The sequence below is a fragment of the Vibrio hannami genome (assembly GCF_029589055.1).
Taxonomy (GTDB): Bacteria; Pseudomonadota; Gammaproteobacteria; order Enterobacterales; family Vibrionaceae; genus Vibrio; species Vibrio hannami.
In genome coordinates this window covers 1,717,107-1,731,714 of sequence record NZ_JARQZP010000007.1, presented here as the reverse complement: position 1 = coordinate 1,731,714, position 14,608 = coordinate 1,717,107, and the positions used below count along the sequence as shown (strand labels likewise).

The 14,608-nt window shown below is 38.4% G+C and carries 12 protein-coding genes and 1 pseudogene; all 13 read left to right on the top strand.

Annotated features, from left to right (window positions below):
- Positions 1-12: 12 nt before the first annotated feature.
- A complete protein-coding gene (locus P7F88_RS22390) occupies positions 13-951 on the top strand; it encodes a glycosyltransferase family 2 protein (RefSeq protein WP_277828425.1) in 939 nt (312 codons plus the stop codon).
- Positions 952-1,014: 63 nt separating this feature from the next.
- A complete protein-coding gene (locus P7F88_RS22385) occupies positions 1,015-2,436 on the top strand; it encodes a mannose-1-phosphate guanylyltransferase/mannose-6-phosphate isomerase (protein ID WP_277828423.1) in 1,422 nt (473 codons plus the stop codon).
- Positions 2,436-3,859, top strand: a pseudogene (locus P7F88_RS22380) (phosphomannomutase). The gene P7F88_RS22385 and the pseudogene P7F88_RS22380 overlap by 1 nt, the downstream one beginning before the upstream one ends.
- Positions 3,860-3,901: 42 nt before the next feature.
- A complete protein-coding gene (locus P7F88_RS22375) occupies positions 3,902-5,062 on the top strand; it encodes a hypothetical protein (RefSeq protein ID WP_277828421.1) in 1,161 nt (386 codons plus the stop codon).
- 2 nt (positions 5,063-5,064) lie between these two features.
- Positions 5,065-6,246, top strand: a complete 1,182-nt coding sequence (locus tag P7F88_RS22370) for a hypothetical protein (RefSeq protein WP_277828419.1) — start codon at positions 5,065-5,067, stop codon at positions 6,244-6,246.
- A 29-nt stretch (positions 6,247-6,275) separates the two neighbouring features.
- Entirely contained in the window at positions 6,276-7,802 is a 1,527-nt protein-coding gene (locus tag P7F88_RS22365; RefSeq protein ID WP_277828417.1) for a coiled-coil domain-containing protein, read from the top strand.
- Positions 7,802-8,797 (top strand): hypothetical protein, encoded by a 996-nt coding sequence (locus P7F88_RS22360; protein ID WP_277828415.1) that lies wholly within the window; start codon positions 7,802-7,804, stop codon positions 8,795-8,797. Before P7F88_RS22365 ends, P7F88_RS22360 begins: the two co-directional genes overlap by 1 nt.
- A complete protein-coding gene (locus tag P7F88_RS22355; RefSeq protein WP_277828414.1) occupies positions 8,689-9,060 on the top strand; it encodes an FkbM family methyltransferase in 372 nt (123 codons plus the stop codon). The genes P7F88_RS22360 and P7F88_RS22355 overlap by 109 nt, the downstream gene beginning before the upstream one ends.
- Positions 9,061-9,079: 19 nt before the next feature.
- Positions 9,080-9,469, top strand: coding sequence for a hypothetical protein (locus P7F88_RS22350; protein ID WP_277828412.1), 390 nt, complete (start codon positions 9,080-9,082; stop codon positions 9,467-9,469).
- A 3-nt stretch (positions 9,470-9,472) separates the two neighbouring features.
- Positions 9,473-10,852 (top strand): hypothetical protein, encoded by a 1,380-nt coding sequence (locus P7F88_RS22345; protein ID WP_277828410.1) that lies wholly within the window; start codon positions 9,473-9,475, stop codon positions 10,850-10,852.
- A gap of 11 nt (positions 10,853-10,863) precedes the next feature.
- On the top strand, positions 10,864-12,486 hold the full coding sequence (locus tag P7F88_RS22340) for a glycosyltransferase family protein (protein ID WP_277828408.1): 1,623 nt from the start codon (positions 10,864-10,866) through the stop codon (positions 12,484-12,486).
- An 11-nt stretch (positions 12,487-12,497) separates the two neighbouring features.
- Positions 12,498-13,283: a hypothetical protein gene (locus tag P7F88_RS22335; RefSeq protein ID WP_277828406.1), complete on the top strand. Its 786-nt coding sequence runs from the start codon at positions 12,498-12,500 to the stop codon at positions 13,281-13,283.
- A gap of 181 nt (positions 13,284-13,464) precedes the next feature.
- Positions 13,465-14,604 (top strand): GDP-mannose 4,6-dehydratase, encoded by a 1,140-nt coding sequence (gene gmd, locus P7F88_RS22330; RefSeq protein ID WP_277828404.1) that lies wholly within the window; start codon positions 13,465-13,467, stop codon positions 14,602-14,604.
- Positions 14,605-14,608: the final 4 nt, after the last annotated feature.

The following is a 14,608-nucleotide window of genomic DNA, read 5'->3' as shown; positions in this document are numbered from 1 at the left end:
TTAAAAATAGATATGACTCTGCCAAGTATTGATATCGTACTAGCGACATACAACGGTGCGGAGTTTATTGAGCAGCAAGTTCAATCTATACAAAATAATCGAAACTATGCACAGCTGATATCTAGTTTGATTGTTGTGGATGACGGCTCGAGCGATAATACACCAGAGATTATTGCTCGATTGATGAGCTATGATGAGAGGATTAAGTGGTTTGTTAATCCAAACCCTAATAGTGGGCCAAAAAACAATTTCGCTTACGGGCTGACTTTTACGACTTCAGAATTCGTTATGTTGTCAGATCAAGATGATGTTTGGCACCGAGACAAAATATATAAGTCTTATCTTGCCATAACCAGCGTACACCAAGATATTCCAGCTTTAGTGTTCACTGATAAAAGGGTTGTCGATAAGCACCTGAATACCATAGAGCCTAGCTATCTCAAAATGAGAAATTTTCCTACCAATTGGCATGAAAACACCTCGCAACTTATACAAGAGAATGTGGCATCAGGCTGTACGATGCTGTTTAACAGGGCTCTACTAAATAAAGCGACGCCGATAAATGAAAAGTGCTTTATGCATGACTGGTGGCTGGTGCTTGTGGCAAAAATAACCGGAAACGTTGTTTTTGTTAACGAATCACTTATTGACTACCGTCAACATGGTAAAAATGAGATAGGGGTTCGTGATTATAAAGTCTGGTATTTAGCTAAAAACTTCTTCTACTTTTTGAACAAGTTTGAGCGGAACTTCTGGTTAACGGTAGATCAGGCTGAGTTATTAAGGCAATACTTTAATACCGAAGAGTTAAACCAAATCTCTTTTACAAGGTGTAATCAGTACAGCTACATTAAGCGCTTAGAATTATTTTTCCGGGGGCAGATAAAACAACATACCTGGAAGGGGCAAATAGCTTTGCTGTGTACACTTTTACGTTCATATAAAAAATAAGGGTGAGATAACCTTAACTCTCATCCAATAACGGATATATAAATTATAAATCGGACATCTATTATGATACTTCCTGTAATTATGTCAGGTGGTAGTGGTTCCCGACTATGGCCATTATCTCGCAAGAAACACCCAAAACAATTCCTTCCCTTAGTAAGTAATAACACCATGTTGCAGGACACGGTTCTTCGATTAGAGGGATTAGACTGTCTGCAACCCACTATTATTTGTAACGAAGGTCACAGGTTTATTGTTGCCGAGCAACTTGATGAAATAAATAAGCTAGGTGGTGAAATTATACTTGAGCCTCAAGGGCGTAATACCGCTCCCGCTATTGCGTTAGCAGCCATTAACGCTATTTCTCACGGAAAAGACCCTTATCTTCTCGTATTAGCTGCCGATCATGTTATACGTGACATAGAAGCATTCCAATCTTCAGTGCTCAAGGCTTTAGAGTGTGCCGAGCAAGGCAAACTAGTTACATTCGGCATAGTGCCAGATAAACCAGAAACTGGTTACGGTTATATAAAGTCTGGAGAGCAGTGCCCCAATACTGAATGCTTTAACGTTGAGCAGTTTGTGGAGAAGCCTAACTTAGAAACGGCGTGCCAGTATTTAGAATCGGGTCAATATTACTGGAACAGCGGTATGTTTTTGTTTAAAGCAAGTGCCTATTTGTCTGAACTGAAAGAAAATTGCCCCGAGATAGTGAGTTCATGCCAAAAAGCGATTGATGGCTCTATTAGAGAATCGGACTTCACTCGCCTGGATAACGATGCTTTCTTATCTAGCCCTGATGATTCAATTGATTACGCTATTATGGAGCACACTCATCGTGCAGCAATGGTACCGCTTGATGCTGGTTGGAGTGATGTAGGATCCTGGTCATCAATATGGGAAGTTTCAGAAAAAGACGAATATGGATGCAGTGTTCGTGGTGATGTAAAAACTATTGATGTAAATAACAGCCTTATCGATGCAAGAGACAAAATGGTCGCTGCGATTGGCGTTGATAATTTAGTTATCGTAGAAACCAGTGATGCAGTGGTTGTAGCAGATCAATCTCGTGTCCAGGATATAAAAAAAGTAGTTGAAGAGTTACAGGCTGAAAAGCGTAGTGAGTCTATCGAACATCGAACAATCTATCGCCCCTGGGGGCATATCGACTTACTTCAGCAAGGTGAGAGATATAAATCCAAACAGGTAACCATTAAGCCGGGCTGCCGCCTGTCACTCCAAAAGCATTATCACCGCGCGGAACACTGGGTAGTTGTTTCTGGTACCGCAAAAGTGGAATGTGATAACCAGGAAAAAATTATCACGGAAAATCAATCTACTTATATTCCAGTTGGCTCTGCGCATATGATCGAAAACCCAGGCAGTATTCCGTTGGTTATGATTGAAGTTCAGACTGGTTCTTACATTGGATTGGACGATATTGTTCGTTTAGAAGATCTTTACGGTTTCGAGAAGGACAAATTTTAATGTCAGTAATAACAAACAATACTGCCGATGTGATCAAAGCGAGTAACATCGCATTCGGAACAAGTGGTGCTCGTGGCTTGGTTGTTGATTTTACGCCAGAGGTATGTGCGGCTTTTTCTCATGCCTTTATTGCTCTGATGAAAAGTGGCTTTAAATTTGAGTCTATTGCGTTGGCGATAGATAACCGCCCTAGCAGTTATAGTATGGCAATGGCTTGCGCTAAAGCGGCGGAGCAGGCAGGAGTAAGGGTTCAATACTACGGGGTGATACCAACACCGGCCCTGGCATACTACGCGATGCAGAAAAACATCCCCTCGATCATGGTAACGGGAAGCCATATACCTTTTGACCGTAATGGGCTTAAGTTCTATCGACCTGATGGCGAGATAACAAAACAAGACGAGCGTTCTATACTGACTGCTGATATCGCATTCGAACCTGTGACTGAACTGCCTAAACTTGAAGCGCGGGAAGATGCAGCTCAGGCATATATTCAGAGAAATACAGAGATTGTAAACAATAATGCATTATCTGGTAAGCGAATAGGGATTTATGAGCACTCAAGTGCAGGTCGTGATTTGTATGCAAATATCTTCTCTGCGTTAGGAGCGGAAGTTATCTCTTTAGAACGCACAGATTTGTTTGTTCCTATCGATACGGAAGCCGTTGGTGAAGCGGACAAAGAAAAAGCGCGTAATTGGTCTCGTGAGTACAACCTGGATGCTATTTTTTCAACCGATGGAGATGGCGACAGACCATTGGTGGCAGATGAGAATGGCGAATGGTTGAGGGGGATATTTTAGGTTTACTTTGCTCGGATATCCTTAGAGTGGAAGCACTTGCCGTGCCAGTTAGTTGTAACACAGCAATTGAATTATCAGAGAAATTTAAGCATGTAAGCCGTACTAAAATAGGCTCTCCATATGTAATCGCAGAGTTCTCGGCGTTGAATAAGGACTACAAAAAAGTAGCTGGCTTCGAGGCTAATGGTGGGTATTTAACAGGAAGTGATATCGATTTCGAAGGTAAAACAATTAAAGCTCTGCCGACTCGTGACGCAGTATTACCCGCTATATTACTTTTCGCCAATACCGACAGCATTGCGGGCATAGTTGAACAACTACCGGAACGTTATACTGCGAGCGATAGAATTAAAGAGTTTGAAACCGAACGAAGTAAAAAAATCATCGAGTTCGGTAAGCGCAATCCACAAGATTTAGTGGACAGTTTAGGCGTATCTAGCCTAAGCGTCGTGGATGTAAACGACCTTGATGGGCTTAGAATGACCATGCAAAATGGAGACATCATTCACTTGAGGCCATCTGGGAATGCACCTGAGCTACGTTGTTATGCTGAAGCGAGTTCACAACAACTAACGGAAAAATATGTGGCAGGTACTCTTAGCTCTGTCACAAGGCTGTAACGTCTCTTTCTAATGGGAATATCTCTAAGCGAGAAATAAATAATGGATCCAATCTTAGTCGTTGGCTTTAGCCAGAACAGCTGGAAAAAGAGCATCAATAATCTATTTACTACTGAACAACTAACAATAATGGATTTTGCCAATGATGCAGATCCGGCAAGTTTAACTAAAGCGGCAAGCAGTGCAAATAAAATATTAGTGCTAGCTAGTTTACCCGAAAATACTATCGCGAAAGAGCTGGCAAGCGCGAGCGAATCTGATTCTCTTGAAAAAACATTTCAGACTTCTGTTCAAAAATGGACAGACCAAAGCCAGCAACTGATTGAACTTGTTTTAGAGAATAGAGAAAAGTGTTTTGTTATTGCTGAAGAACTCTTGCAAGAGCTAGATGGCAATACAATTCAGCAGTTGGAAAATTTCTTTTCCTGCAAGATCTCCGAGAGCGAAATTAGTTATGAAGCTCCGATACCCGCGTATCAGCTAATTGCTTCTGCACTTTTGGGAGAAGGGCACTTTATATTTGATAATTACGAAGAGTTATCAGCCTTGTCCAACGTAGGGCAGTCAATTGAAGAGCACCATTCGCGGACAATAACGTTGGCTGAAAAAACAATTGCTCGTAAAAAACAGTTTTATAGCCAAATCTCGGAGTTGCATGGCACAAATAAAAGAGTAGAAGCTGATTTTACTCAAGTTAGTTCGGAGAATGAATTAGCTCTGTTACAGATTCAACAGCTACAAGAAGAACTAGAGCAAGTCGTTGTAGCTAAACAAAAACTGGACGCTACTGTTTTAGAGCAGGAAAGCTCAGAAGAGTTGTTGCAATTACAGGTTCAACAGTTGCAAGAAGAACTAGAACAAACATATATGGCTTTATCACAAAGTAATAAAGAAGCTGCAGCGCTAAAATCTGAACTGTCAGTGCTCCAGTCGAATCTAAAAACCAACGTTGATAACGAGGAAAAAGAGCAATGGCAAGCCAAGAGATCAGAGCTTGAGTCAGCCCAGTTGGATATTGAATCAGAAAATGAGCTTTTGCTTCTGCAGGTCCATCAGTTACAGGAAGAGCTCGAACATTACTATTTGAAAGCGAAAGAAGCAGAAAGTAAAAATGAGCAGCTCGAACATTTGCAATACAGCACTGATGTTCCGCCAACCACAGTTGAATTGTTGCGTGCATTAAGTTCTCCCTTATCAAGCTAATGATGAGCCCTCAAACAAGCAAAAAGCTTATCGTCGCGGATCCTGGACTAGAAAGTCTAAGCGGGCATCATGCAGCGGTGCTTGATGTGTTGAAAGAGCCGGGCAATAAAAATCTTGAGGTTGATATCTGGTGTAGCAATAGAGCAAGCCAGGAAGTTCAGGACTATGTTTCAAAAAGTGGCTACAGTGTTACGCCTTTTTTTAGTACCGAGTTTTATGGTTATTATTTTCAGCCTGCAAAGCTAGCTGAGCGACAGGTCGAGATAAGGCTATTAGCTTCTGAATACCACCGGATGTTAACAGCAGACCAAAATAACAGCTCAACTACTATTCTGTTTCACACAATGGATTGGTTCCACCTTTGGGCTTTATCATTGGCTGTGAAGCAGCATTCAATTAGTAAGAATGAATTACCGAACATGCTGGTATTGCTTATGTTCAACCCTCTTATCAAGTTGGGTGATGAAGTAACAACTCCGCTTTATAGTTCAGCTTGCCGTTATCTATTTCAGCACCCAACGATAAAAATGTACGCAGGAGATTATGAAACGGCTTCTCAGGTATCCAAGCTACTTGATATAAATGAATGTTTACCAGTTCACCCTTGCTTGATCTCAGGGGAAATAACCTACAGCCCAGCCTCGAAAACCAATAAATGTTTGCTCTATTGTGGTGATGCAAAAGCTAATAAAGGCTTTAATCAGCTTCCGGAGATCCTTGATACAATTTTAGGTGGTGGTGTCGATGAAAGCATTGAGTACGTCATTCACTATACCAACACTAGCATTGATCCAGAGTTAAAGAATACGGAGTCCAGGTTATTCCGCATTGCACAAGCATATAAAAGTTTGACGTTGGTTAAAGGCTTTATCTCACAATCAGAACTGGAAACTTTAATTAGTTCGAGTTCTTCAATGGTGATGAACTATGATCCGGTGGTATATCAACATAAAAGCTCTGGAATGGTTTGGCTAGCGGCGAAATACGGCACAGCCCTGATTTGTTTAACGGATTCGTGGCTAAACAGAGAAGCTGATCGGTTGGGTTTAGAAAATGTTCAAATATCACCAGAACATCTTGAAGGTGCACTCTCTTTTTTAAGTAAGAAAAAGCAGTTACCAACAACATATTACCGACAACTCTTTCAACCTTTTTCGCATTGGTTAAATGAACAGATAGGTTAATTGAGCGACAGTTTAACAGGCAAATTAATATGGATAATGAGAAGCTAAAACAAGTTAAGAGTTTAGATGACCTTCTTACATCGCTTACAAAGTGCTCTTCAAAATCTCAGGTAGGAAAGGTATTGTGGCTGGGAGTTGGTCAAGCACGTGAAGCTGAACAAATACTGGAGCTAAATCCAGAGAAGTTAGTTGTTGTAGAAGCGCTCACAGAGATATCAAAAAAATTAAAGCGTAAGTTCTCGAACAACCAGTCAGTTGACGTTGTTAATGACATAATAAGTAAAGACGGCAAATCGAATACATTTTATAAAGTAACACCTGCGAAGTTTTCTGGCTTAGTTGAACAAGCTAACCTAACCGCGTTATATCCTAATGCGAAAGTAGAAGTTTTTACTGAGCATCAAACAACCTCAGTCAATGATTTTATTGGTAGTTATGAGTTTGATGTCTCCAGGCTCAATATCCTTATTATGGAACTCAATGGCTATGAAACTGAGCTTGTTAAGAGTTGCAATAAAAGACTGATAAAGAGCTTTGATATCATTATTATTGGCAACGGAAATCATATTAACTCTGAAGTTCAAGCTAAGATATCAGAACGTTTAGAGGAATCATGTTTTTCTTCGTATGAAAGTGATAAGTACCTTGTATACAAGAAAGATTCCAAGCTAGTTGCACTTGGTGAATTTAGAAAGCAAATAGCCGACTTGCAAAACGAAAATCTGGATCTTAGGCAGATCAATGAAAACGCAGTTCAGCAGTTTTTTGTGCTTCAGCAAACGAATGAGCAGGTATTGAAAGAGAAACTCACAGCACAAGATCGCAGTCAGCACTTACAAACTAATCTTGAACAACTCAGAGTAGAAGTTACTAGCTTGCAAACGGCTAATAAAGATCTTCAAGAAATAAATGAGCACTCAATTGTACAGTTTCAGAAGTTAAAAGCTGAATGCGACCAATTGTTATCAGACAAGAATAAAGCTATTGAAGAGTGCTCTCTTCTACAAAACGAGCTGGAAGAAAATAGTCAGAACTTTGAGATAATTCATACTGACTTAAAAGCAACGAATGCAAAGTTAAGTCAGAAAAATACCGAACTTTGTTCAACTATTTCTGACATACAGGCTCATTTGGAGCATGAGGAAATAGAACACAATGATAAGCTTGCCCTTCTAGAGAGCCAATTAGCACAGCAAATAAAACGAACTGATGAAGAGCAACAAAGTCATCAAGCGCAAAAGAAGTTAGCAGAATCACTGAAGTTGCAATTGGATAGTATTCAAAAAGAAAAAAACGCTAACATCAACGACCTTAAAAAACAACTTGAAGAGCGAACAAAGCAGCGAGATGCAGAAATTCATTGGCATCAGGAAAACAAGAAATGGGCTGAGTCATTGCAGAAAGAAAACGAAAAATTGAAAAATGCACTGGAAGATAAAAAGACTAAATCCAAGGAAATGGAATTTAGGAAAGTAGAGTTACAGAATGAAATCACTATTTTTGAGGCGCAGTTAGAATTGATCAAAGATGTGGTTTTAAAAGATAGAGGGCTCTAATGATAGAACCTGAAAATAAACAGTTGACGTTATCCGATGTTAAAGTAAATTGGTATAAAGCCAACTGGAACTCATTAATTAAAATAGATGTATCTGACCATGCATTAAACCCCGATATAGCACAGATAGCCGCGCTAGTAGCGTACGCCTATCAACAGATTGGCGATACTAAGAACTGCAAAGATACCATAGAGCTTGCAATACAATATGGTTGTGACAGAAATCTGTTAAATCGGTTACTAATCTCCAGTTTGCACAATTCGATAGCTAAATTGTATGCAATTTCTGGTGAGGATGAAGCAAGTCTAGAACACTTTAAAAAATCGATAGAGATGATCAGTGAGAAAAGTCTATCAGGGCTTGAGTATCATGTGAGGGCTGTAAGCGAGATGGCTTCGATTGGTTTGTTACCTCAGGCTTCCTCCTTGTTAGAGACGGAATTCAAAAATATCAGCAACCCTGCTATAAAACAAAAGAATATTGAAGCTAAACTGAAAATTTTGGCTACTGAGGTTGAGCTAATTAACCACGAGATTTCTTTGGCTCATCAGAAAAAACAATTATATAACTATCTCGTTGATAATGAAGAGTTATATCTCAAAACAAAAAGTATAATTGACACTTCTAGGCTAAAAGAACGATCTCCTTCCCAATTGGGACAGGATTTGTGGGTGTTAGAGCAACTTGGTTACAAAGAAGGAGGGTTCTTTGTAGAGTTTGGTGCAACAGATGGCGTTTTACTTAGCAATAGCTACTTACTTGAAAAAGAATTTAATTGGCAAGGGCTGTGTGCAGAGCCAAACCCCAAATTTTATGAAAAGCTGAAGAATAACCGATCGTGTAAAGTAAGTTCAGCATGTATATCCGGCAAGAGTAACGAAAGAGTATGCTTTGTATTGGGGGAGAATATGGAGGGATTGAGGAATATGCCTCAAAAGGAACACATAAAGATAAGGTTGAAGCATATAAAGAAAACAATGAAACAATCGAACTGACGACTCAATCACTACACGATTTTTTGACAGAAAACCATGCGCCAAAAAATATCGACTATATCAGCATTGACACAGAAGGTTCGGAATATCAAATCTTGAAAGAATTTCCATTTCATAAGTGGGAAGTGAAGTTATTTACAATTGAACATAATTATGAGCCTCATCGAATTAAAATAAGAGAATTACTAGTTGGTAATGGATACGAAGTAATAGAACGAGAATGGGATGATTGGTATATAAATCATCGATTTATAAGTGCGTAAAGTTAATTAATGGATGGGTATGAAATACAAACATTTCGATGAATTAGTAAATTTAAACAGGATAGATGGGGTAAATGTTGAAGAGGTGCAGTATCATATCCATGGTCTGGTTCAAAAGATAGTGCTAGAACCATCTAGCCCTTCTATTAAGCTCTTTGTTCATATTGTAGGAAAAATAAAAAGCAAACAAAAAGTATCAGTTTTTTCAAACGATTCATTCAAATGGTTGGAATCTGAGTATAGAAAAGACCCCTCCAATTTCATGTTGGTTTTTATTTACGCTATGTCACTAAAAGAGCAAGGCGATGGAATCCGCTCACAGCATCTTTTGAAAAAACTGAATTATAGTGGCTGGAAAGATAAAGAATTAATAAATGATTGTTTGGAAAGTATTGATAAGGCTGGTTAATTAATGAATATAGTTACTTCATTTGCTTACTTCGATGGTGTTGATATTGAACCGATAAGAAAGGCTTTGATAGGGCATGTAGACAATCCTTTGGTGGAGAAGATTCATGTTTTATCTGAATCAGATGAAAGTGAATTACTTGATGAGTTAAATGAACTAGATAGCCATAAAGTGACCTTAGTTAAGTTTGATAGCAGACCAACATTTAATGATATTCTAGGTTATGCCAACAGCCTTTTTTCTCGTAATATAGGTTTGACTGTTTCTGTTATGAATGGTGATGTTAGTTTTAGTTGTTCCGAAGATATCGAACGCGCTAAGGCAGCATTGAGTAATATTAATGTAGGAAGTAATACTGTTTTAGCTTTGAGTCGATATGAAGCTTCGTTAGATAAAAAGGAAATTTGTCTATATACGGACGATGGTTTGCCAAATAGCTTATCGGTTGATGCTTGGGTTTTTAAGAAACCTATACATTTAGATAATGAAGCATTTTATTATATGGGTCAAATGAACTGTGATATGATGCTTAACTATGATTTGATTGATGCTGGTTACAATGTTATTAATCCTTGTCTAGATGTAATTGTGCTACATCATGAATCTGTTGCTAAAGATAATAGTTATTATTGTCTCCAAAACTCTAAAGAAAATACATTGCAGGCTGGTTTAAAACATCAGGCTAGTAGGGCCAACTTTAGTATGACTCATTATGGTATTCCATGGATTTTAGAGAGTGGAATACGTTATGGTTATATACCAAGACCATATAATTGGACTTTAAAAAACAGCATTGTAATCTTTCTGCCAGAAGGCGATACTACTAATATACTTAAATGCTTTGACATTATTGCTAAAAGCTATAATAAGAGTGTGTTTATTTTAGTAGAAGGAATTGTAGAATTAAAGCATATTGAAAAATTTAGAGAGGTACTTAGTAAAAACCATAATATATATATTATAGGTGTTGAAAGTTATGAGAAAATATTAAGAAGTAGCATTAATGGCAATTTGGGGGAACTAGATTCTTCTATTTTGATTAGTTCTACGCTTGCTCTGACAAAAAATATACTAGACTATTTTGATTGTGTGCTAGTAGATTTGCGGTATGTGAATTCAGATAATATTTGTTTTCTAGATAAGAAATTTCTTGGTTTAGATTTACATTGGTTTATGTTAGAACGTTATCAGGACTCAATTCATATTTTACCTGAAGATCAATATACTAAAGAGTATAAGTGCTCTTTAGTTACGTCTGTGTTTAAGTGTGAAGAGTTTATTCGTACGTTCGTTGATAATTGTGAAAGCTTAGAGAACTATTTATACACTGAACATTACTATATAACGTCTGAGTTAAATGGTAATGAATTGGATGTTTTTTAGAAGCGCATAAAATGAGTAATGTTAGAATAGCTTGGTTGCGTAAAGATCCTGGACTTTACGAGTGCTGGAATTTGGGAATTAAGCTAACTAATACCACATACATTTCAAATGCAAATGTAGATGATTTGCGCGATTGTCGTCATGTAACTAGTTTGGTAAGCCGCTTAGAACAAAACGAGAATTATAGCTTTGCTGCTTCAGGTTTGTATCCATTTTATGAATTTTCTGGTGATGTAATAAATCAAAGCGAAGGAGCTCCGTGGTATAGCGATCAAGTAGGAGATATCAGTTATCAAAGCTTGGGTAGCGTAGAGCTAAAAGATAATAAACCCACACTAACTCCACATAATATGCCCCACTGTATGCCTGTTTGGAAGCGCGAGCTTCACGAAAAATACGGATATTTTGATGAGTTAAAGTATGGCACCTATGCTGATTGGGCTTTTTGGTTGAAAGTTACTTTAAATGGTGAGCTTGGCTATATGTCTGGTGAAGGACTTGGGTATTATTACGTAAACCTTGAGTCTCATAACCGGCGGGGAACCAAGTTAGAAGAGCTTCATAAAAAAATAGAATTTGAATTTATGCCTTACTTTGTTGCTGGTTGTGATAACGAAAATCATAAACTTTTAACAAATATTGTCGACCCAAAACGCGAAGTTGGTGAGTGGGTATCAGGTGTACATAAAAAATTAAATATACATGGAGTCGATCTATCATATGGTGACCACAGAAATAGCTTCAACAATTTGATTGATGCCCTTTTACCTTTACACACAGATAAGGAAGCTATAATTTTTCTTCCATTCTTAGAACGATATTTCGTTTGGGGTGATTACCCTGGGGAGGCAGCTTCAGAGTCTCCCAAACCACTTGAGCGAGATTGGATTGGTATTCTTCACGTTCCATTTGATGCACCAGAGTGGTTCCATACTAATGTGTCCCCTGAAACTATTTTTGAATCTGAACTGTGGAAAGCATCGTTATCTAAATGTCGAGGGTTAGTTACTTTAAGTGAAGATTTAGCGAGAGACATTAACTTTAAATATCCGAATTTACCGACAGTTGCCGTTAAGCACCCTACAGAGTTTGATCGAGTGAAAGAGTTTGATCTAAGCCAGTTCAGGCTAAATCCGACTATTGTTCAGGCTGGTGATTGGCTGCGTAATCTCCAGGCTATTCACAAAATACAGCCAAAGGGATATAGAAGGGTAATGCTAAAGAAAAGGTTTTCAGATGCTTATTTAAGTAATGAAATAGAAGTGTTTGGAGATCATCAGGATGAAAATGTTGAAGTTTACACCATGATTCCTAACGATGAGTATGATGTGTTGCTAAGTCAATCGATAGTGATTTGTTGGTTGTATGCTACCGCTGCTAATAATCTAGTGTTGGAGTGTATTGCTAGGAAAACTCCAATTTTGATAAATCCTTTGCCTAGTGTAGTTGAATACTTGGGTGTAGATTACCCACTCTATATAAATGATTTGAGTGAGGTTGATGAGTTGCTTTCCCAAGACGGTATTATAGAGCAGACATACAACTATTTGGCAGGAAGAGATTTCTCTAACGAGCTATCCTATTCAAGTTTTTATAATAGTTTTAAAGAATCTGATTTTTACAAAAATTTATAAGGTTTTTAATTATGATGTATTTTATGTTTCACTTCGGTCGCTCAGGTAGTACGGTATTGACTAACTGTATTGGACAATCAGAAGACGTTTTCTGGCATGGTGAAATATTTTCAAGAAATGTGCATATTGGCTCTGGATTTGACGGTTCCCAATATAAATCTAAGCAAGGAGGTGGAAGTTTTAGCTTAGATGAATTTATAGATTACATTAAGGCTTGTAAAAAATATGCTCGTCCTTCTGAGGATATAGAGTATGGTTGTGAGATAAAAAGTTACCATTTTGAGTTGGGGTTATTTAAGTTTACACTTGATGAATGCTTAGAAAGATTAAGGGTAGAATTTGATTGTAAATTTATTTTTCTCGAGAGAAAAAATTCGTTAAGAAGAATATTATCATGCCTGATGGCGAATGAAACCAATGTTTGGCACAAATCTTCTAACAATGACAACGAAATATCGAAAAAATTGACATTAGATATAAACGCACTTCCAGATGCTGACCTAGGGTTTAAATCAGATTTGCATTCCACTTTATCTCATTCGGAAAAAGTAAATCGTAAGTACAAAGAATCTATACTAGAAATGCAAGGTATGTGCTTATCTTATGAGTTCGATTTAAAGAGTGATGTAATGATTGGAGTGGATAAGTTATCTAGTTTTATGAATCTGCCTGAATACAAGCCTGAGGTTAAATATAAAAAAACTAACCCTCAGGAAATAAGCTCCCTAATCACTAATTTCATAGATGTTAAGAAAGTATTGGAGTCGAGTCGGTTTGACTGGATGCTTCGCGATTAAAAACGAACAGATTATGTCAAGTTCGAAACGTCGTATAAATGGGGGCCTGTGTTGGGTTTGGCTAGCAGGTGTTATTTTAAGAAAATTCAATGCGATTATTTTGACTAAAACTATAATGTTGTCGCATTAATCCAAGAACTTAACCATGTAATTGCTATAATGTTTGGAGCGTAAGTAGCTAATGAAAAAAGCTTTAATAACAGGTGTAACAGGCCAGGATGGTTCCTATCTAGCAGAATTCTTGTTAGAAAAAGGTTACGAAGTACACGGAATTAAGCGTCGTTCTTCTTCTTTTAATACAGAACGTGTAGATCATATTTATCAGGATCCACATGTAGATAATCCAAACTTTGTTCTTCATTATGGTGATCTTACGGATACATCAAATTTGACTCGTATTCTTAAAGAAGTACAGCCAGATGAAGTTTACAACTTAGGCGCACAGTCTCATGTTGCGGTTTCCTTTGAGTCACCTGAGTATACAGCGGATGTAGACGCGATTGGTACACTGCGTTTGCTGGAAGCGATTCGCTTTTTGGGATTAGAGAAGAAGACACGTTTCTACCAGGCATCTACTTCCGAGTTGTATGGTTTAGTGCAGGAAATTCCTCAAAAAGAAACAACACCATTCCACCCTCGCTCTCCTTATGCTGTAGCGAAAATGTACGCATACTGGATTACAGTAAACTACCGAGAAGCGTATGGAATGTATGCGTGTAACGGTATTCTATTTAATCACGAGTCACCGCGTCGTGGTGAGACCTTTGTGACCCGTAAAATAACGCGAGCAATTGCTAACATCGCACAAGGACTCGAGGCTTGCCTGTACCTAGGTAATATGGACGCACTTCGAGACTGGGGCCATGCGAAAGACTATGTTCGTATGCAATGGATGATGCTTCAGCAAGAGCAAGCAGAGGATTTTGTTATTGCTACCGGTAAGCAGATCTCCGTACGCGAGTTTGTTCGACTTTCTGCTAAAGAGGCGGGCATAACGCTCGAATTCAGTGGTGAAGGCGTAGGTGAAATAGGTACCGTAGTGGCTGTAGAGGGTACTAACGCACCGGGTGTTAAGATAGGCGATGTCATTGTTAAAGTGGACCCTCGCTACTTCCGTCCAGCAGAGGTGGAAACGCTTCTTGGTGACCCTACAAAAGCAAAAGAAAAACTTGGTTGGGTGCCAGAAAACACAGTAGAAGAAATGTGTTCAGAAATGGTTGCTAGCGATTTGGATAAAGCTAAACAACACGCGCTTCTAAAAGAGCACGGATACACGGTGGCAGTTGCGAAAGAGAACACGCCAAACATTAAAATGGCTTAATTAA